General features: G+C 71.3%; 20 protein-coding genes. 10 read left to right on the top strand and 10 right to left on the bottom strand.

Annotated features, from left to right (window positions below; translation table 11 throughout):
* The 3 genes from ACI3KX_RS19855 to ACI3KX_RS19845 form a co-directional block, all read left to right on the top strand.
* A partial coding sequence (locus tag ACI3KX_RS19855; RefSeq protein ID WP_404910812.1) for a M18 family aminopeptidase occupies positions 1-1,269 on the top strand: 1,269 nt, incomplete at its 5' end.
* A 109-nt stretch (positions 1,270-1,378) separates the two neighbouring features.
* The gene (locus ACI3KX_RS19850) at positions 1,379-2,524 is read left to right on the top strand and encodes a zinc-dependent alcohol dehydrogenase (protein WP_404910811.1); all 1,146 of its coding nucleotides are present in this window, start codon (positions 1,379-1,381) and stop codon (positions 2,522-2,524) included.
* Positions 2,525-2,544: 20 nt separating this feature from the next.
* Positions 2,545-3,135 (top strand): hypothetical protein, encoded by a 591-nt coding sequence (locus ACI3KX_RS19845; RefSeq protein ID WP_404910810.1) that lies wholly within the window; start codon positions 2,545-2,547, stop codon positions 3,133-3,135.
* Positions 3,136-3,153: 18 nt separating this feature from the next.
* Here the strand turns inward: ACI3KX_RS19845 and ACI3KX_RS19840 are convergent, their stop codons facing one another.
* A complete protein-coding gene (locus ACI3KX_RS19840) occupies positions 3,154-4,773 on the bottom strand; it encodes an FAD-dependent oxidoreductase (RefSeq protein ID WP_404910809.1) in 1,620 nt (539 codons plus the stop codon).
* Positions 4,774-4,929: 156 nt separating this feature from the next.
* On the opposite strand from ACI3KX_RS19840, the gene ACI3KX_RS19835 reads away from it, so the two are divergent.
* Positions 4,930-5,661: an NUDIX hydrolase gene (locus ACI3KX_RS19835; protein WP_404910808.1), complete on the top strand. Its 732-nt coding sequence runs from the start codon at positions 4,930-4,932 to the stop codon at positions 5,659-5,661.
* 9 nt (positions 5,662-5,670) lie between these two features.
* On the opposite strand, the gene ACI3KX_RS19830 is transcribed toward ACI3KX_RS19835, so the two are convergent.
* A complete protein-coding gene (locus ACI3KX_RS19830; protein ID WP_349428346.1) occupies positions 5,671-6,246 on the bottom strand; it encodes a DUF2510 domain-containing protein in 576 nt (191 codons plus the stop codon).
* 74 nt (positions 6,247-6,320) lie between these two features.
* Between ACI3KX_RS19830 and ACI3KX_RS19825 the strand changes: the two genes are divergently transcribed.
* A complete protein-coding gene (locus tag ACI3KX_RS19825) occupies positions 6,321-6,722 on the top strand; it encodes a PPOX class F420-dependent oxidoreductase (RefSeq protein WP_404910807.1) in 402 nt (133 codons plus the stop codon).
* A gap of 45 nt (positions 6,723-6,767) precedes the next feature.
* Positions 6,768-7,172 (top strand): nitroreductase family deazaflavin-dependent oxidoreductase, encoded by a 405-nt coding sequence (locus ACI3KX_RS19820; protein WP_404910806.1) that lies wholly within the window; start codon positions 6,768-6,770, stop codon positions 7,170-7,172.
* A 39-nt stretch (positions 7,173-7,211) separates the two neighbouring features.
* Here the strand turns inward: ACI3KX_RS19820 and ACI3KX_RS19815 are convergent, their stop codons facing one another.
* The gene (locus ACI3KX_RS19815; RefSeq protein WP_404910805.1) at positions 7,212-8,204 is read right to left on the bottom strand and encodes an LLM class F420-dependent oxidoreductase; all 993 of its coding nucleotides are present in this window, start codon (positions 8,202-8,204) and stop codon (positions 7,212-7,214) included.
* Between the two features lie 367 nt (positions 8,205-8,571).
* Here ACI3KX_RS19815 and erm point away from each other — a divergent pair, with 367 nt between their 5' ends.
* From erm to ACI3KX_RS19795, 4 genes are all read left to right on the top strand, one after another.
* The gene (gene erm, locus ACI3KX_RS19810) at positions 8,572-9,336 is read left to right on the top strand and encodes a 23S ribosomal RNA methyltransferase Erm (RefSeq protein ID WP_404910804.1); all 765 of its coding nucleotides are present in this window, start codon (positions 8,572-8,574) and stop codon (positions 9,334-9,336) included.
* 122 nt (positions 9,337-9,458) lie between these two features.
* Positions 9,459-10,067, top strand: coding sequence for a dihydrofolate reductase family protein (locus ACI3KX_RS19805; protein ID WP_404910803.1), 609 nt, complete (start codon positions 9,459-9,461; stop codon positions 10,065-10,067).
* On the top strand, positions 10,064-11,152 hold the full coding sequence (locus ACI3KX_RS19800; protein WP_404910802.1) for a DNA glycosylase AlkZ-like family protein: 1,089 nt from the start codon (positions 10,064-10,066) through the stop codon (positions 11,150-11,152). The genes ACI3KX_RS19805 and ACI3KX_RS19800 overlap by 4 nt, the downstream gene beginning before the upstream one ends.
* Positions 11,153-11,247: 95 nt before the next feature.
* A complete protein-coding gene (locus ACI3KX_RS19795) occupies positions 11,248-11,757 on the top strand; it encodes a GNAT family N-acetyltransferase (RefSeq protein WP_404910801.1) in 510 nt (169 codons plus the stop codon).
* A gap of 63 nt (positions 11,758-11,820) precedes the next feature.
* Here ACI3KX_RS19795 and ACI3KX_RS19790 read toward each other — a convergent pair whose 3' ends face one another.
* The 7 genes from ACI3KX_RS19790 to ACI3KX_RS19760 all read right to left on the bottom strand — a co-directional run.
* Complete coding sequence (locus tag ACI3KX_RS19790; protein ID WP_404910800.1) at positions 11,821-12,156, bottom strand: cupin domain-containing protein; 336 nt, start codon at positions 12,154-12,156, stop codon at positions 11,821-11,823.
* 78 nt (positions 12,157-12,234) lie between these two features.
* Positions 12,235-12,558: an ATP-dependent DNA ligase gene (locus ACI3KX_RS19785; protein WP_363353883.1), complete on the bottom strand. Its 324-nt coding sequence runs from the start codon at positions 12,556-12,558 to the stop codon at positions 12,235-12,237.
* Between the two features lie 117 nt (positions 12,559-12,675).
* Complete coding sequence (locus ACI3KX_RS19780; RefSeq protein ID WP_404910799.1) at positions 12,676-13,608, bottom strand: helix-turn-helix domain-containing protein; 933 nt, start codon at positions 13,606-13,608, stop codon at positions 12,676-12,678.
* A gap of 101 nt (positions 13,609-13,709) precedes the next feature.
* Positions 13,710-14,324 (bottom strand): helix-turn-helix domain-containing protein, encoded by a 615-nt coding sequence (locus ACI3KX_RS19775; RefSeq protein WP_363353879.1) that lies wholly within the window; start codon positions 14,322-14,324, stop codon positions 13,710-13,712.
* Between the two features lie 82 nt (positions 14,325-14,406).
* Positions 14,407-14,763 (bottom strand): SPW repeat protein, encoded by a 357-nt coding sequence (locus ACI3KX_RS19770; RefSeq protein WP_363353877.1) that lies wholly within the window; start codon positions 14,761-14,763, stop codon positions 14,407-14,409.
* A 121-nt stretch (positions 14,764-14,884) separates the two neighbouring features.
* Positions 14,885-15,913, bottom strand: coding sequence for an LLM class flavin-dependent oxidoreductase (locus ACI3KX_RS19765; RefSeq protein ID WP_363353875.1), 1,029 nt, complete (start codon positions 15,911-15,913; stop codon positions 14,885-14,887).
* Between the two features lie 90 nt (positions 15,914-16,003).
* On the bottom strand, positions 16,004-17,731 hold a 1,728-nt coding region (locus ACI3KX_RS19760), incomplete at its 5' end, for a LuxR C-terminal-related transcriptional regulator (protein WP_404910798.1).

Raw genomic sequence — 17,731 nt, 5'->3', positions numbered from 1 at the left:
GCTCTGGCTAACGCCGACGATCCCGCCGACTTCGTGGCAGCGTCGCCGTCGCGCTTCCACGCCGCCGCGGAGGTCGCGAGCCGCCTGGAGCGTGCGGGGTTCACGCGCCTGGATGAGGCGGCCGGCTGGCCGGCTCCGGCGGGAGGAAAGTTCGTCGTCGTGCGCGACGGTGCGGCGATCGCATGGGTCGTGCCGCCGTCCGCGACCGCCGCCACGGGTGTGCGCATCTTCGGCGCCCACAGCGACTCCCCGGGATTCAAGCTCAAGCCGAAGCCGACGACCGGAAAGCTCGGCTGGCTGCAGGCCGGAGTCGAGATCTACGGGGGACCCCTGCTGAACTCGTGGCTCGATCGAGAGCTCCGCCTGGCCGGCCGCCTCGTGCTCGACGACGGCAGGAGCGTGCTGGCGTCGACCGGCGCGCTCCTGCGCCTGCCGCAGCTCGCGATCCACCTCGACCGTGAGGCCAACGACCACCTCGCCCTCGACAAGCAGTCGCAGACCCAGCCGGTGTGGGGGCTCGGTCCTGCGGACTCGGCCGATATCCTCGGCGAGCTCGCGCGTGAGGCCGGCGTCGACGCCGCGCGCATCCGCGGGTACGACATCGTGACGGCCGACTCCGCCGCGGGCGCCACCTTCGGACTGGACGACGTCTTCTTCGCCTCCGGGCGGCTCGACGACCTCGCGTCGGTGCATGCGGGGCTCGTCGCGCTGGAGCGCGCGGCCGAAGGCCACGACGCCGAGCACATCGCGATGCTCGCGGTGTTCGACCACGAAGAGGTCGGATCCGGCACGCGTTCGGGTGCCGCCGGCCCCTTCCTCGCCGACGTGCTCGAGCGCCTGTGGCTGTCTCTCGGCGCCGACCGCGAGCAGCAGCTGCGTGCTCTGGCGTCATCGTGGTGCGTCTCGAGCGACGTCGGACATTCGGTCCACCCGAACTACGCCGAGAAGCACGACCCGGTCGTGCAGCCCGTGCTCGGGTCGGGTCCGATCCTCAAGATCAACGCCAACCAGCGGTATGCCACGGATGCCGCGGGCGCGGCGGCGTGGAACGGATGGTGCGCGGCAGCAGGCGTCACCAGCCAGGAGTTCGTCTCGAACAACGCCGTGCCGTGCGGCTCGACGATCGGCCCGATCACCGCGACACGCCTGGGCATCCGGACCGTGGATGTCGGCATCCCGATCCTCTCGATGCACTCCGCACGCGAGCTCGCCGGCGTCAGTGACCTGTGGGACCTCGCCCGCGTCGCCGAGACGTACTTCCGCGGCTGAGTCCTCGGCGCGCTCTTCGCCGCTCTGACACTTCGACGGCTCGAACGCAACCCCCTCCGCGGATCCCGCGCGGCGCGGAGAGGGTGTGTGAGAGACCCAGGAGGAGCGCATGAAGGCGATGACGTACCGCGGACCGTACAAGCTGCGCGTCGAGAGCAAGCCCGAGCCGAGGATCGAGCACCCCAATGATGCGATCGTGCGCGTCGAGCTGGCTGCGATCTGCGGATCGGATCTGCATCTGTACCACGGCATGATGCCCGACACCCGCATCGGTCACACGTTCGGCCATGAGTTCATCGGCACGGTCGTGGATGTCGGCGGATCGGTCGAGCGGCTGCGTGTCGGCGACCGCGTGATGGTGCCCTTCAACATCTACTGCGGCTCCTGCTACTTCTGCGCGCGGGGCCTGTTCTCGAACTGCCACAACGTCAATCCCAACGCGACGGCGATCGGCGGCATCTACGGCTACTCGCACTCGACCGGAGGGTACGACGGCGGGCAGGCCGAGATGGTGCGCGTGCCGTTCGCGGATGTCGGACCCTCGGTGATCCCCGACGACATCGCCGACGAGGACGCGCTGCTGCTCACCGACGCGTTCTCGACCGGCTACTTCGGAGCCCAGCTGGCCGATATCGACGAGGGCGACACCGCCGTCGTGTTCGGCGCCGGCCCGGTCGGACTCGCTGCCGCGCGGTCATGCTGGCTCATGGGTGCAGGACGCGTGATCGTCGTCGATCATCTGGACTACCGCCTGCAGAAGGCACGCGACTTCGCGTACGCCGAGACGGTGGCGTTCACCCAGGTCGGTGACATCGTGCGTGAGCTGAAGCGGATGACGGACGGGCTGGGAGCGGACGTCGCGATCGACGCCGTCGGGGCGGAGGCCGACGGTCATGTGATCCAGCACGTGACCTCGGCGAAGCTCAAGATGCAGGGCGGTTCGCCGGTGGCGCTGAACTGGGCGATCGACTCCGTCCGCAAGGGCGGCACCGTGTCGGTCATGGGCGCCTACGGACCGATGTTCAGCGCCGTGCGGTTCGGCGATGCGATGAACAAGGGCCTGACGCTGCGGATGAACCAGGCGCCCGTCAAGCGCCAGTGGCCCCGGCTCTTCGAGCACATCCGGGCCGGCCACCTCCGGCCGAGCGATCTCGTCACGCACCGCATCCCGCTCGACCACATCGCCGAGGGGTACCACCTCTTCTCGACGAAGCTCGACGACATCATCAAGCCGGTCATCGTCCCGGCCGCCTGACGCTCGAATCGGAGGACGACATGCCGTACACCGCGAACAAGCCCGGTTCCGCCCCCACAGCCGACCAGCTGCGCGCCCGTATTCCCGGCTGGGGAGCCGACGCCGACCCTGCTGATCGCCCCGCAGTGCCGCGTGAGCAGCCTGGCATCCAGACGGGTGCGCACTGGGAGATACCCGAGGACCAGGGCGGACGCGGCGGGCGCGAGAAGTCCATCGAGCATGCGCGGCTGACGCCGGTGTTCGGCACGGCGCAGCCGTTGCGCGGGCTGGCAGGGCGCGTCCGGCGCTACGCGTACGAGACGTACAGCGAGGGCCAGACCGCCCACTGGCTGCTCCTGATGCTCGGCGACCGCATCGACTCGACGACCGCCCACATGAAGTCGCTCTTCACGCGACGGCCCGACGACCCGATCGCGAAGAGCGGCATCCTCGGCGAGCGAGGGCACCGGTCGATCTCGTCGCGCTTCGGCCGGGGCCGTACCGACCTGAAGCACGCGTGGCTCGATCCCGTCCTCGTGCTGGGACCCTGGGTGATCGCCGGCACGCTGGTCATCATGCTCGGCCGCGCGATCGTGCGCCCGGCCGCGAGGCGGCGCGGCGTCCGGGGATGACGGCGACCGCGGCCGGGTCTACCGGTCGAGGGCCAGGTACTGGTGGGTGAAGGCGATGGCCATGCCGCCCTCGCCGACGCCCGCGACGACCCGCTTCACCGAGCCGGAGCGCACGTCGCCCACTGCGAAGACGCCCGGAGCGGTCGTCTCGAGGGCGAACGGGCGCCGCGTCTCGGCCCATGATCCCGACTCGAGGGCATCCGCCCCCGTCAGCACGAAGCCGCGCCCGTCGAGCGCGACCTGCGGTGGCAGCCAGGCGGTCTCGGCATCGGCTCCGATCATGACGAAGAGCACGTCGACGTCGCGGCGCCGCACGTCGCCGGTGCGCCGATCGGCGACGTCGGCGGCCCGCAGGCTGTCGGCCCCGTACAGCGCGACGACTTCGCTGCGCGTCTCGACCCGGATCGCCGGGATGGCCGAGATCTGGTCGATGAGATACCTCGACATGCCGGCCTCGAGCGACTCGCCTCGCACGAGCAGCGTGACCGAGCGCGCGTGGCGGCTGAAGAACAGCGCGGCCTGGCCGGCGGAGTTGCCGGCGCCGATGATGCAGACGTCCGCGCCCTGCGCGACGGCGGAGTCGCTGCGGGCGGCGCCGTAGTAGACGCCGCTGCCGAGGAATCTGCCGACGCCGTCGAGGGGGAGCGTGCGCCACACGACACCGGTGGCGAGGATCACCACCTCGGCGCTGACGACATCGCCGCTGTCGAGCGTCAGGTCGTGCGTCGCCGGGTCCAGTGCCTCGACGGTGCGCGTGACCACCAGCTCCGCGCCCAGGCGCTTGGCCTGCTTGAACGCCCGGCTCGCGAGATCATCGCCCGAGATGCCGAACGGAAATCCGGTGTAGTTCTCGATCCGGGTCGACGTGCCTGCCTGACCACCGGGCGCGAATGTCTCGACGACGAGCGTACGGAGCCCTTCCGCCGCGGCGTTCACGGCCGCCGTGAGACCGGCAGGCCCAGCACCGAGGATGACGACGTCGTAGTGGCGGGCTGACGGCGCCACATCGAGCCCCACGGCTTCGGCGACCTCGCGCATCGTCGGGTTCGCGAGCCGTCGTCCGTCGGCGAGTTCCAGGACGGTGTCGTCGACCGCGTCGGGGGCGGCATCCGCTGTCACATTCTCGAAATCGACCTGGTTGCGGGTGAGGAAGCCGCTCACGCGATGTGCTCGTGCGCTGCGCTTGGTGTGGATCAGTCGCACGCCGGGCTCGCGCTGCTCGGCGGCCATCGTCTGCAGGGAGTCGAGGTAGCGGCGTGCGAGGGTGGCCACCCGGTCGGGCACCGACGGGGCGAGCGCGGCGAGCGTGTAGTACACGGTGGGCTCGAGCTTCAGCACGCGCGTCGATCCGGCGGCGCGGCCGCTGGCAGGGAACGGCGTGCTGAGCGTCATCGGCACCTCGCCGAAGAACTGGCCCGGCTTGCGTGTGCCGATGACGCGCTCGTCGCCGTTCACGATCTTGGTGATCTCGGCGAGGCCATCGACCACGATGAAGAGCGACCGCTCGTCGCCCTCGTGCGCGAAGTACTCGCCGGGTGCGAGCCGGATGTCCTCGACGGCGCCGACGAGGTAGGCGAGGCCTTCGTCGGGCACCCCTTCGAAGACGCGCATCGCGCGCAGACCGTCGACGGTGATCATGCGGCTCCCCAGCAGCCAGGCAGGAGCGCGCTGCGCACCCGGCGGCGCGATGCGCCACGCAGCGAAGCTACCGGGATGGCCGAGCGCCGGTCAACCGGGGTGACTCGTCCCCACCCGGCCGCCCGCGACGTCGGCGGATCGGCGTAGCCTGAACGGATGCCGCAGCCCACGACTCCGCAGGACGGCGAGGTGCGGGTCGCCAGGGCGCTCGGCGCACGCGCGCAGCTCGCTGCGCTGGCAGCCGATGCCGACGTCGCGCCGCTGATCGACCTGCCGGCGCAGGCGGACCCGCGGCCGGCGGCGGTGCTGATGCTGTTCGGTGTGCTGGACTCCCTGCCGAGCGATCACGACGCTCAGGCGCGTGCCGTGTCGCGCGATCTCGACGTCCTTCTCCTCGCCCGCGCCACGACGCTGCGCGCACATCCCGGTCAGGTCGCCTTCCCCGGCGGACGCCTCGACCCGGGCGACGACGGCCCGGTCGCGGCCGCGCTCCGCGAAGCCCGTGAAGAGACCGGGCTCGACACCGCGGGCGTCGAGGTGCTCGGAGAGCTCACCGACATCTCCCTCGCGTTCTCGCAGCACCTCGTGACGCCGGTGCTGGGCTGGTGGCGGCATCCGTCCTCCGTCCGCGTCGTCGACGAAGCCGAATCGGCAGCGGTGTTCCGGGCGCCTGTCGCCGACCTGCTGAACCCCGCCAACCGCGGCGTGACGGTGATCCGCCGCGACGGACACGAGTGGCGCGGTCCTGGATTCCTCGTGCGGCATGCGACGGGGGAGCACCTCGTGTGGGGCTTCACCGGGATGGTGCTCGACGGGCTGTTCGATCGCCTGGGGTGGAGCGAGCCGTGGGACGACGCCCGCGAACTGCCGCTCGTGCTGCCCGACTGACGGTGGGACTCAGCGGTAGCGGTAGTGCTGCGCGCTGGTATTGACCCACCCGACGAAGCGGCGTGCCTCGGGGTCGTGGGCGGCGGGATAGGGCGCGACCCACACCTGGGCGCCCGCGACCACCAGGTGCGGCGTCATCCGGTTGATCGCCCGGTTGATGGTGCGCGGGGTGATGGGCCCGGTCGGGCCGAACATGCGTCGCTCGACGGCCGCTCGCGTGAAGGCCGGTCGCCGCAGCAGCGCGTCCCCGGAGTCGAGGGATGCCTCGACTTCGGCGACCGGCTGGCTCAGGTCTCCGAAGTGGATCCACCGGCCGTCGATGACGATGCCCGCGAAGTCCTGCTCCTGGCCGCTGTAGCGCACGTCGGCGGTCCACCGGCGTCCGTCCCACCACCGGGTGCGTCCGCGCTGGTCGTCGTACCAGCCGGGCAGAGCGGGGCCGGCCGCGGCGGGTCCGGCATCCGTCCGCAGTTCGATGTCGGGCGCGCGCAGGTCGATGTACTCCTCGGTCCAGTGGGTGCCGTCCCACCAGCGCTGCTTGCCCGAGCCGTCGTCATACCACCCGGGTGCGGGTTGCGTGGCCATGCACCGAGGGTAGTTCGTGACACCGGAGGTCGGCGAGCGACCCGTCCGGTTCCTGGCGACGGCAGACTGGACGAATGCCTTCCGTCGACGACATCCTCCCCGCTGACCGACGCCATCTCCTCGAACTTCCGGTGTACGCGCACCTCGGCACGATCCGCCCCGACGACACCGTCCAGGTGAACCCGATGTGGTTCGAGTTCGACGGCGAGCACGTGCGGTTCACCCACACGAACTACCGGCAGAAGTACCGCAACCTGCAGCACAACCCGTCGATGTCGCTGTCGATCATCGACCCTGATCACCCGTTCCACTACCTGGAGGTCGCCGGCCGGCTCGTCGAGGTCGTCCCCGACCCCGAAGGCGGCTTCTACGTGCGGCTGCAGAACCGCTACGGCAACCCGAGCACCACGCCGCCCCGCGACAAGGCCGACCGCGTGATCCTCGTCATGTCGATCGAGCGCGCGACGAAGCAGTAGCCGCCGGGGCTGGCACCCGGCGATCGCGCGGCGCATGCTGGAGCGATGAGCGACCCGCCCCGCAAACACGGCCCGCCACGACTCGCGGTACGGGTGACCGAGCCGGTCGGCCGCGCACTGGCGGGCAGGCGATGGTTCCCGCTGTGGGCCGTGGTGCACCACCGCGGACGCCGCAGCGGCACCCCGTATGCGACCCCCGTCGCCGTGGTGCCGACGGCCGACCGCGACGCGATCCTCATCGGCCTTCCGTGGGGCGCCGACACGAACTGGGCGCTCAACATCGTCGCGGCGGGCGGCGCGACGCTGCGGTGGCGAGGCGGCGACGTAGGCGCCACCAATCCGCGCATCGTGGACGCCGACGAGGCGGCCGGCGTGGCGAAGGCCCCCTTCCGTCCCATCGTCAGACGGATGCCGGCGGCCATCGTCCTGCGCCGGGTGCGACCCGTGTGACTCTGCCAGGCGTGCGCCGCGCGCCCCCATGGGCCCGGCTCAGGCGAGCGCGCGCAGCCTCTCGAGCAGTGGCCCGGCGGCCTCGGCGAGGAATCTTTCCTGCTCTTCGTCGCCGATCTGCACGAGAGCGACGTCGGTGAAGCCGGCGTCGAGGTAGGGGCGCACGCTCTCCGCGAGCTCGTCGAGATCCGGTCCGCACGGAATCGACGATGCGATGTCGTCGGGCCGCACGAATCTGCTCGCGGCTTCGAAGCCGGCGGGCGTCGGCAGCTCCGCGTTGACCGGCCAGCCGCCGCCGAACCACCGGAACTGCTCGTGGGCGCGCTGGACGGCGGTGTCCCTGTCGGGATCCCACGAGATCGGGATCTGCCCGATCTTGCGGGATCCGCCGTCGGTGCCGGGTCCGGCATCCGTGCGGCGCGCATCATCCCAGAGCTGCACCAGTTCGGACTTCGGCTCGACGGCGATCATGTGGTCGGCCATGGGAGCGAACGATGCGATCGACTCGTCGCCCGACACGGCGACGCCGATCTCGACCCGGGTGCCGGGCACATCCCAGATGCGCGCGGAGTCCACGCGGAAGTGCTCGCCCTGGTACGTCAGCAGCTCGCCCGAGTGCAGCTCGCGGATGATCTCGATGGCCTCGACCAGCCGGTCCTGGCGGACGTCGACGTTGGGCCATCCCTGACCGACGACGTGCTCGTTGAGATTCTCGCCGGATCCCAGCCCGAGGACGAACCGGCCTTCGCTGAGGATCTGCAGCGTCGCCGCCTTCTGGGCGACGACCGCCGGGTGATAGCGCATCGTCGGGCAGGTCACATACGTCATGAGCTCGACGCGCGAGGTCGCATGGGCGACGGCGCCCAGCACCGTCCATGCGTACGGCGAGTGCCCCTGGCTGACGAGCCACGGCGAGTAGTGGTCGCTCGAGACCTCGAAGTCGAAGCCGGCATCCTCCGCCGTCTGTGCGTAGCGGACCAGCTCACGAGGACCGCTCTGCTCGCCCATCAGCGTGTATCCGAATCGTGTCATGCGCGCGACGATACGCACGGCCGGGAACGAGTGCCGGGGGATTGCGACCCCGGGTCACGAGTGCTATCCGGACGTCCCGCAGGCCCAACATGGGGGCACGGCTGGAGAGCGGGCGCGACGCGCGATCGACCCCCCGGATACGATGGAGCGCATGGGAACGATCTGCAGCACGCCGATGACGGCGTGCGTCTTCTTCATTCGCGACCGCCGCGCCTGACGGCGCGCTCGCTGGTTCTCGCGTAACGCGCGCCGTCGTCCGGGATGTCCTCGCACCCCGGCCGCGCGTCCTCTCCCCGGCCGTCCACGGCCTCCTCGATCGACGCCTGCGTCGGGGTGCTCCCCTCTTCTTCAACTTGGAGCACCTCCCATGCGAAACCGTTCCGTACACGGTGGCCGGCACGAACTCGGCCAGAACTTCCTCACCCACCGCCCGACGATCCACAGCATCGTCGAACTCGTCGCCGACACCCGCGGGCCGATCCTCGAGATCGGCGCGGGTGACGGTGCGCTCACCGTTCCCCTCGCCGGCCTCGGGCGCGATCTCGAAGCGATCGACATCGACGAGCAGCGCGTGCAGCGGCTGCGCCGGCGGCTGCCGCACGCCCGCATCGCCCACGCCGACGCCCTCCGGCATCCGCTCGACCGCCCGGTGCTGGTCGGCAACGTGCCGTACCACCTCACGACGCCGATCCTGCGCCGCCTGCTCACCCGCGACCGGTGGCGGCACGCCGTTCTCCTGACACAGTGGGAGGTCGCCCGCAAGCGCGCGGGAGTCGGCGGGGGCACCATGATGAGCGCCCAGGCGGCACCGTGGTTCGAGTTCGCGCTGCACGGCCGCGTGCCCGCGCGGCACTTCCGCCCCATGCCGAGCGTCGACGGCGGCATCCTCGGCATCACCCGGCGGGGTTCGCCGCTCGTCGATTCGCGTGAGCGAGCGGCGTACGACCGCTTCGTGCGCGAGGTCTTCACAGGGCGCGGCGGCGACCTCGCCGCGATCGTGCAGCGTTCCTCGGGGCTCGGCCGGCCCCGCATGCGGCGGGCGCTCGCCGACCTGGGTGTCGGCGCCGGCGCCCTGCCCCGCGACCTCCGTCCGGCGCAATGGGCCGGGCTGTGGGAGGCGGTGCGGTCATGACGCGGTGGCGACGCGGGTGCATGCGGAACGGGCATGCCGCTGCCCCGTGAGGGCTGTCGGGCCGTCGGTGCGTGCCGCTAGCGTGGGCGGCGTCACGCGCCGTCGATCGCTGGAGGTCCCGCATGTCACCCGTCGTCGCCACCATGTCGATCTCGCTCGATGGGATCGGCGCCGGTGTGAACCAGACCGAGGAGCGCCCGTTCGGCGAGGTACCCGAGAACGCCCTGCACCGGTGGATGTTCGAGACGCCCGAAGAGAACCGTGCCGAGATGGAGGCGATCGTCGATGCTGGTGCCTTCATCATGGGGCGCAACATGTTCGGTCCCGTCCGCGGCGGGTGGGATCGGGACTGGCGGGGCTGGTGGGGTCCGACCCCGCCGTACCACCGCCCCGTCTTCGTGCTGACCCACTACCCGCGTGCGTCGATCGAGATGGAGGGCGGTACGACGTTCCACTTCGTCACCGACGGCATCCACGCGGCGCTCGATCGGGCTCGCGATGCTGCGGGCGACCTGCCCATCCACGTCGCTGGCGGCCCGTCGACGACCAACGCCTATCTCGCCGCAGGACTCATCGACGAGCTGGCGCTGCAGATCTCGCCGAGCATCGTCGGCGGCGGGCTCCGGCTGTTCGACGGGGTCGGGCCTCAGCGCCTCGAGCAGATCGCGGGGCGGCAGGCGTCGCTCGTCACGCACGTGCGGTATCGCGTGCTTCCCGCGGACTCCGCGTGACCCCGCATCGGCTCACGCGGGAGCAGGCTCGCCGCATCGTCGTGCGCGCGCAGCTGCTCGACGCCGATCGTCCCGGTGACGTCGTCGAGGTCGCCGAGCAGCTCGGCTACATCAAGATCGACCCCACGTCGACCATCGCGCCCTGCGAGCACACGGTGCTGTGGTCGCGCATCGGCTGGTCGTACGAGCCGGGTCAGCTGCGCAAGACGGTCGAGGACGACCGCCTGCTGTTCGAGTTCGACGGCGCGTTCCGGCCGATGAGCCTGCTGCCGCTGATGTTGCCGGGCATGCGCCGCTGGCCGCAGCGCGAGAGCAGCCAGCAGTGGCTGGCGGCGAACGCGGGATTCCGGGCCGACGTGCTGGCGCGACTGCGCGCGGAAGGTCCGCTGCTCGCGAGCGACATCCCCGACACGGCGCAGGTAAGCCGCGCACCCGACGGCTGGTCGGGCGCGAACCAGGTGCCCCACCTGCTCGACTTCCTGCTGCGTCAGGGCGAGGTGGCGGTCACCGGGCGCGAGGGGCGCCATCGCCGTTGGGATCTCGCCGAGCGCGTCTACCCGCAGGATCTGCCGGAGTACGACGATGATGAGGCCGCCGCGCTGCTCGCCGCACGGCGCCTGCAATCCGCGGGCATCGCGAAGCCGCACTGGTACTGGACCGGTGTCACGAAAGACAGCGGGGAGCCCGCGGCGATCGAAGGCAGCTCCGTGAAGTACCGCGTCGATCCCGAGGCGCTCGCCGCGCTCGAGGACGAGGACTCCGGCGGCCGCGTCGCGTTCCTCAACCCGTACGACAGCATGCTGTTCGACCGCAGACGTCTCGAGGAGCTGTTCGAGTTCACCTACGTGCTCGAGCAGTTCAAGCCGAAGGCCCAGCGTCGGTACGGCTTCTTCGCTCATCCGATCCTCATGGGCGACCGCTTCGTCGGGATGCTCGACGCCGAAGTCGACCGTGAACGCGACATGCTGAAGGTCACGGCGGTCCACGAGTTCCTCCCGTTCGAGCCGGAGGAGTCCGACATCGTGCGCGCCGAGATCGCCGACCTCGCCGAATGGCTCGGCGTATCGGTGACCGGACTGCCCTGAGCGGGCGGATGCCGACGCGCGCGGGGGTCCGCGCATCGCACCCGCGCGGCGGTGATGAGGCGTGGGAGCATCGACGTCTCGCTACGCTCGATCACGTGACTCCTCGTACGCTCGCCGGTGGCGCGATCCTTCGTGAGGCCCGGCGCGGCGACGAACCCGGCATCCTCGCGTGCATTCACGGACTCGCGGTGTACGAACGCGAGCCCGACGCGGTCGAGAACACGGTGGACGCGCTCGAGACGGCGCTGTTCGGCGACGAGCCCCGTGTCTTCGCCCACGTCGTCGAGCGCGGCGGCGAAATCGTCGGCATCGCGATCTGGTTCGTCACCTACTCCACCTGGACGGGGCGGCACGGCGTCTGGCTCGAGGACCTCTTCGTCGACCAGCGGCAGCGCGCCTTCGGCTACGGCAAGGCGCTGCTCGCGTCGCTGGCGAGCGTGTGCGTCGAGCGAGGGTACTCGCGCTTCGAATGGACGGTGCTCGACTGGAACGAGCCCGCGATCGGGTTCTACCGCTCGATCGGCGCCGAGCCGATGGGCGAGTGGACGACGCAGCGCATCACCGGCGAGGCTCTCGCCGCGCTCGCGGCCACGCTCGACGCCTGACTGCCGCGCCCGGCGCCCGACGCCCGGCGCCCGACGCCCGACGTGCTCGCGTGCGTCAGGTCGTCAGGGCACGCGGTTCGACACGGTCAGCAGAACGACCGAGTCCTCGAGGGCGGCGAGACTGTGACGCTGCGGCGGCACGGTGAGGTGATCGCCGGACATGCCTTCCCACGCATCGTCTGCCGCTATCAGGCGGACGCGACCGCGGAGCACCTGCAGCGTCGCCTCATGCGGGCTGTCGTGCTCGGAGAGCTCATGGCCGGCGAGCAGCGCGATGACGGTCTCCCGCAGGGCGTTCTCGTGGCCGCCGCGGATGGTGCGCGCCGCGCGGCCGCTGGATGCCTCGCGCGCCTTCGCCATGAGGTCGTCGATCACGTCGCCCAGGTCCCTGCTGTCCATAGCATCGCCTCCATCGCCTCGGCTGGCCGGAGTCTACCGGTGCGGCTCGTGCGACTGACAGGGGTCCTGCGGTACGGCTCAGCCGAGCACCTCGGATCCGCCGTCGTCGGGCGGCTCGGCGACGACCTGCAGGCCCACGGGCGAGTTGGCCGTGCGCATCAGCGCCTCCAGCCAGGTCCGGTTGATCCTCGCCGGCCGGCCGCCGTAATAGGTGAATACCAGGTTCGCCGCGGCGTGCACCCAGACGGTCGTCCGTCCGCCGCCGGTGCTGATGTCGCCGTGCCATGTGAAGTAGAACGGCTCGTTCCGGCGCAGCTTCGTGCCGATGGCGACCTGCAGATGCGTGAGCACTCGATCGTCGAACTCCGCGCGGATGCCGCCCTCGTAGATGAACTTGCCCACGTTCCTCCCTCGGCGAGACGCATGCCCGCACGAAGAGACTCTGCGACAGCTCGCTCGACCCCGGCTCGCCGCGGACCGCCCTGCGAAAGCGCCGCCCGAAAAACGAAAACGCGCTGCTCAGCCCCCGTGCAGTGTCTGCCGCGGCGACCGGCCATACGCATCGCGGTAGTGCTTGGCGAAGCGCGAGGCGCTCGCGAAACCCCAGCGCCGCGCGACCTCAGACACGCTCGCGGGCGTCGTCTGCTGCAGCTCGGCGTGCGCCCCGGCCAGCCGTTCGCGCCGGAGGTACTCGGTGGGTGTCTGATCGAGGGCGCGACGGAAGGCGTACTGCAGTCCGCGCGGCGAGATCCCGGCTGCCACGGCGACGTCGTCGATGGTGATCGGCTCGTGCGCGTGCTGCTCCATATAGGCGATGGCGCGCCGCACGCTCCGCGGGGCGGCCCGCCGCTGGGACGAGCGTTCGAGGGCGGCGCCGAAGGCGGGGGAGAACGCCGCCAGGGTGGCGTGCAGGGCGTGGCGCCGAAGCTCGGCCTCGATCATCGGAGAGGTGAGTCCCGGCACGAAGGACGAGCCGGCGACATGCTGGAACACGCGCTCCCAGTGCGCCGCAAGATCCCGGTCGATCGGAGCAGCACTCGTCGTGGAGGCGCGCAGCGTGAACCGGTCGTCGCCCGACAGACGGCGTGCCTCCTCCTCGGCCGGGGCCCGGTCGAACACGAACGCGCGCACATCGGCGCGTGTGTGCCAGCGCGCGCTCGTCGGCCCTTCCAGCGCGAGCCAGGGCAGCCCCGCAGCCAGCTCGCCGCGCGGAGTTCCCACCCAGGCGCCGCGCGATGCCACCCGACAGGCCATCAACTGACCGTCCGGTTCGATGGCGGACTGCACCGAGGCGTTCAGCTGGTACTTCACGATCGAGAACCCGGGCGTCGCGGCGGACGTCCACGAGAACGCGAACGTGCGGGGATCCACGCGCTGCAGGGCCGCCGACGGCACGAACTGGCGCCACGTCGACTCGACGTCGCCGACGTCCCGCGACGCGAGCGTCAACACTTCGCCCAACCCTGCCCTCCCGGCATCCCGGGCACGTGCCGCAGTGTCCGGTCGGGACACTCTAACCTGCACGCGCAGCCGGATCAGCACCCGCCCGCGGCTCAGGCCGCGGGCTCGCGCAGGCCGGCCGAGATGAGATCGGCGAGCGCGGGCAGGTCGGCCGCGTCGGCCGGACCTGCGAGCTCGTCGCCCGGCGCTGCCGGCGCGAGTTCGTCGCCTGGGGAGTGGGCCGGAAGCGTCGGGGTCGTGATGATCGCGACCCACGCTTCCGCCGCGATCCGCACACGCCGGGCGGCGATCGGATGCAGGATGCTCGCGCCGAGCACGCGCTCGACGATCGCCTGCAGCTGGCTGCGGTAGTCGCGGAGTCTCGCGCGCACCTCGGGGTGCGTCCGGTGCTCGCGCCACACGATGACGCGGCGCACCGCCGACTCGCCCTGCAGCTCGCGGAGCCTGCCCGTGACGTTGAGCAGGGACTGCGCGGGATCGCCCTCGGCGATCAGGCCGGACGTGTCGATGGGATCGAGGTCGAGCCGTTCACCCATCAGCGCCCGCAGCAGATCGGTCTTGCTCGGGAAGTAGTAGAAGAGCAGCCCTTTGGGCACGCCCGCCAGGTCGGCGATCGCCCCTGTCGGGGTGGCGTCGAAGCCGCGCTCGGCGAAGAGGCGCTCGGCCGCATCGAGGATGAGGATCCGGCTCTCCCGGGTTCGGGTCATCTCGATTCCTCAGGGAAGGCGCGGGGGCCGCCGACGGTGTCCGGCGCCCCCGTCCACGGTGCACGTCAGTGGGGAGGGCACCTCAGTGCGGGAGAGAACGGTCGTGCATGTGCATGGCCGGCCGGATGGCGAGTGCCGCGACGACCACCGCGACCGCCCCGCCGATCCAGCAGATCCAGGCGGCTGCGGAATCCATGCTGGCGTAGCCGCCCAGCCACGGAGCGACGAACAGCACCGCACCGAGCGCGAGCTGCACGTACTCCATCGCGACCATTCCCGGCATCGCGAGGTTCATGACACCGGCGGCGATCAGCAGGATGCCGACGATCAGCATCCATGGCATGGAGGCGCCCATCGGCGGCATGAACAGCGCCGCCACGGCGGCGACGAGGCCCACGACCACGGCGACCCAGTCCTCCCAACGAGTCCACTTGTTCATCGGAATCTCCTCCTTCGGAGACGGTGATGGCTCCCGATCGGGGGTCGATTCCACGGTATTCCTGACTGACCGACCGGTCAAGATCCCTCGCGAACGGACCGCGGCGCTCTTGAGGGCGGTATCAGGCGCGGGCCGCCTGCCAGCCCAGTGCGGGGGCGACGTGCTTTGCGAACGACTCGATCATGCGCAGGTTGAACTCCACGCCGAGCTGGCTGGGGATGGTCAGCATCAGGGTGTCGGCCGAGGCGATGGCCGCGTCCTCCTTGAGCTGCTCCACGAGCTCGTCGGGCTCGCCGGCGTAGGTCTTGCCGAAGGTGGAGCGGATGCCGTCGATGACCCCGATCTGGTCGCCGTCCTGGCGGCCGCCGAAGTACATGCGCTCCTCGGCGGTGGTGATCGGGAAGATCGAGCGACTCACCGATACACGCGGTTCGCCCTGATGGCCCGCGTCCCGCCACGCGGCGCGGAAGCCGTCGATCTGCTCCGCCTGGAGGATGTCGAACGGCCGTCCGTCCGCGGAGGTCAGCAGCGTCGACGACATCAGGTTCACTCCCGTGCGGCCCGCCCACTCGGCGGAGTCGCGGTTGCCGGCGCCCCACCACACGCGCGAGCGCAGCCCGGGGGAGTGCGGCTCGATGCGCTGCAGTCCCGTGCCGCCGCCGAACGGCGACGAGGCGTCGCGCTCGGCGAGGCCTTCGCCCTCGATCGCGCGGAGGAAGAGATCGAAGTGGTCCCGGGCGATGTCGGCGCCCCGCGGGTCGTCCGATCCGGTGTACCCGAACGCCTCGTAGCCGCGCACGACGGTCTCGGGTGAGCCGCGGCTCACGCCGAGCGCGAGCCGGCCGCCGGAGATGAGGTCTACGGCGGCGGCTTCCTCGGCCAGGTAGAGCGGGTTCTCGTACCGCATGTCGATCACGCCGGTGCCGACCTCGATGCTCCGGGTGCGCGCCGCGATGGCGGCGAGCAACGGCATCGGCGATGCCTGCTGGCGCGCGAAGTGGTGGACGCGGAAGTAGGCGCCGTTCACGCCGAGGTCGTCCATCCCCTGGGCGAGGTCGATCGCCTGCAGCATCGAGTCGGCGGCGGTGAGCTGCCGCCCGCCGCCCAGCGGGCCGTAATGTCCGAACGAGAGGGTGCCGAATCGCTGCATGTCGACTGCAACGGTACGCGTGCAGCATCCATTCCGGTGAATGCAGTGCCGCTCACTCCCGTCCCGCCGCGTCACGCCACGTCGATCGGATCATCCCCGATGCACCTCAGCGAGCGCCTGCGCCAGCTCGGCACGTGAGCCGATCCCGAGCTTCGTGTAGGCCTTGCGCAGGTGGTATTCGACGGTCTTCGGACTGAGGAACAGGGCGGCCGCCGCCTCGCGGGTCGTGCGGCCCTCTGCGAGCAGCACGCTGACCTGGAGTTCCTGCGGCGTGAGGTCATCGACAGCGTTCCCCACGGGGGCGCGGACGTGTTCGCCGGTCGCGGTGAGCTCGGTCGCGGCGCGGGTGCGCCATACGGATGCGCCGAGCTCGGCGAAGTCCTCGCATGCCGCGCGGAGCTGCACGCGCGCGTCGATCCGGCGTCCCGTCCTGCGGAGCCGCTCGCCGTAAGCGAGGCGGGTGCGGGCCACCTCGAACCGGTCGAGCGTCTGCTCGTGCCAGCCGAGCGCCGACTCGAACCAGGCATCGGAGTCGCCGTCTGCATCGGCGATCCCCATCGCGCGCTCGCCGCGGGCGCAGGCCCACGGCTGTCCCTTCACCGACGCTCGGGCGCGGTACGCGGCGGCGATCGCCAGCGCCTCGCTCCTGCGTCCCACGCGCACCAGCGCGTCGCAGTACTCGGGCCCGGGGGAGAGGTCGACATCGTCCAGCCCGAGGCGTCCGAGCAGGGCGATCAGCTCCGCGAAGAGGTCCGCCGCCAGCTCGGGTCGACCCAGCGAGAGCTCGAGATCGCCGAGGGCGTGCCCCACCCAGGCCTCGCCCACATGGATGTCGCGGGCGGCGCATTGCGCGCGTGCCTCCTCGCCGTGGGTGCGACACGCGTCGGCCTTCCCGGCGCGGGAATCGAGTCGTGCCAGGCCCGCGAGCGACATCGCCCGCTCGGTGGTCTGCCCTGTGTCGGTCGCGAGACGGATGGCCTCGGTGAAGTTCGCCTCGGCCCGCACCCACGACGCCGCCGTCGTCGCCTGATCGACCGCGACATGGAAGAGCAGGGCCGGCAGCGCGCCGATCCCGGTGGCGCCCCGCACCTCGTCCACGAGCGCGCGCAGTCGCACTCCGCTGGTGGTGTCGCGCAGATACAGGGGTGCGAGCATCAGCCACGAAAGGCGGCGGGGGTCCCGTCCCAGCTCCGGATCGCTCTCGAGAAGTGGAACGGCAGCGCGGATCTCGTCTGCGCCGCCGCGCCCGGCGAGCGTCTTCGCCATTCCCGACGCCATGAGCCCGAGCGCCCGCGCCCGCGTCGTGCTCACATCGGGCCGCAGATCGGCGATCCGGTCGGCGAGGGTCGAGGCGGTCCGTGCGTCGCCGAGGTAGTACGTGGCGTGCACGGCATCCGCCAGTGCGACGGTCGCGGCGTCCGCCGACGTCGCGTGGTCGGCAGCACGCAGCAGGATGTCGAGGGCCTCCCGCAGCGAGCCGGTGCGGGCCGCGACCGAGGCGCGCAGCTCGGTCGCGCGGATGCCGTCGACGGGGGCGCTTCCGGCCGCGTTCGGAGCGGCATCGCGTGTGGGCCTGTCGAGCAGTGCGACCGCGCGCTCGCCGTCTCCCGCCTCCCATGCGGCATCCGCGGCCTTCAGCAGGCGCGCCGACCGCGCGCCCGCGTCGGGCGTCAGCCGCGCTGCGCGCTCGAATGCACCTGAGGCCACCGAGTAGGCGGCGCGCGAGGCGGCGTGGTCACCGGCCACCGAGAGCAGCTCGGCGATCGCCGCGTCGGGGTGCGAGGTCGCCTCCGAGAGGTGCCACGCCCTGCGGTCGAC

It is taken from the genome of Microbacterium sp. ZW CA_36 (assembly GCF_044987475.1).
Classification (GTDB): Bacteria; Actinomycetota; Actinomycetes; order Actinomycetales; family Microbacteriaceae; genus Microbacterium.
Note: the sequence above shows the minus strand (reverse complement) of the source record. Positions and strands in the feature narration are given on the sequence as shown.

What these genes read in the sequence shown, in the direction of transcription:
- ACI3KX_RS19850 (WP_404910811.1), top strand. Translation starts at nt 1,379, where the DNA reads ATGAAGGCGATGACGTACCGCGGACCGTACAAGCTGCGCGTCGAGAGC.
- ACI3KX_RS19845 (WP_404910810.1), top strand. Translation starts at nt 2,545, where the DNA reads ATGCCGTACACCGCGAACAAGCCCGGTTCCGCCCCCACAGCCGACCAG.
- ACI3KX_RS19840 (WP_404910809.1), bottom strand. Translation starts at nt 4,773, where the DNA reads ATGATCACCGTCGACGGTCTGCGCGCGATGCGCGTCTTCGAAGGGGTG.
- ACI3KX_RS19835 (WP_404910808.1), top strand. Translation starts at nt 4,930, where the DNA reads ATGCCGCAGCCCACGACTCCGCAGGACGGCGAGGTGCGGGTCGCCAGG.
- ACI3KX_RS19830 (WP_349428346.1), bottom strand. Translation starts at nt 6,246, where the DNA reads ATGGCCACGCAACCCGCACCCGGGTGGTATGACGACGGCTCGGGCAAG.
- ACI3KX_RS19825 (WP_404910807.1), top strand. Translation starts at nt 6,321, where the DNA reads ATGCCTTCCGTCGACGACATCCTCCCCGCTGACCGACGCCATCTCCTC.
- ACI3KX_RS19820 (WP_404910806.1), top strand. Translation starts at nt 6,768, where the DNA reads ATGAGCGACCCGCCCCGCAAACACGGCCCGCCACGACTCGCGGTACGG.
- ACI3KX_RS19815 (WP_404910805.1), bottom strand. Translation starts at nt 8,204, where the DNA reads ATGACACGATTCGGATACACGCTGATGGGCGAGCAGAGCGGTCCTCGT.
- erm (WP_404910804.1), top strand. Translation starts at nt 8,572, where the DNA reads ATGCGAAACCGTTCCGTACACGGTGGCCGGCACGAACTCGGCCAGAAC.
- ACI3KX_RS19805 (WP_404910803.1), top strand. Translation starts at nt 9,459, where the DNA reads ATGTCACCCGTCGTCGCCACCATGTCGATCTCGCTCGATGGGATCGGC.
- ACI3KX_RS19790 (WP_404910800.1), bottom strand. Translation starts at nt 12,156, where the DNA reads ATGGACAGCAGGGACCTGGGCGACGTGATCGACGACCTCATGGCGAAG.
- ACI3KX_RS19775 (WP_363353879.1), bottom strand. Translation starts at nt 14,324, where the DNA reads ATGACCCGAACCCGGGAGAGCCGGATCCTCATCCTCGATGCGGCCGAG.
- ACI3KX_RS19770 (WP_363353877.1), bottom strand. Translation starts at nt 14,763, where the DNA reads ATGAACAAGTGGACTCGTTGGGAGGACTGGGTCGCCGTGGTCGTGGGC.
- ACI3KX_RS19765 (WP_363353875.1), bottom strand. Translation starts at nt 15,913, where the DNA reads ATGCAGCGATTCGGCACCCTCTCGTTCGGACATTACGGCCCGCTGGGC.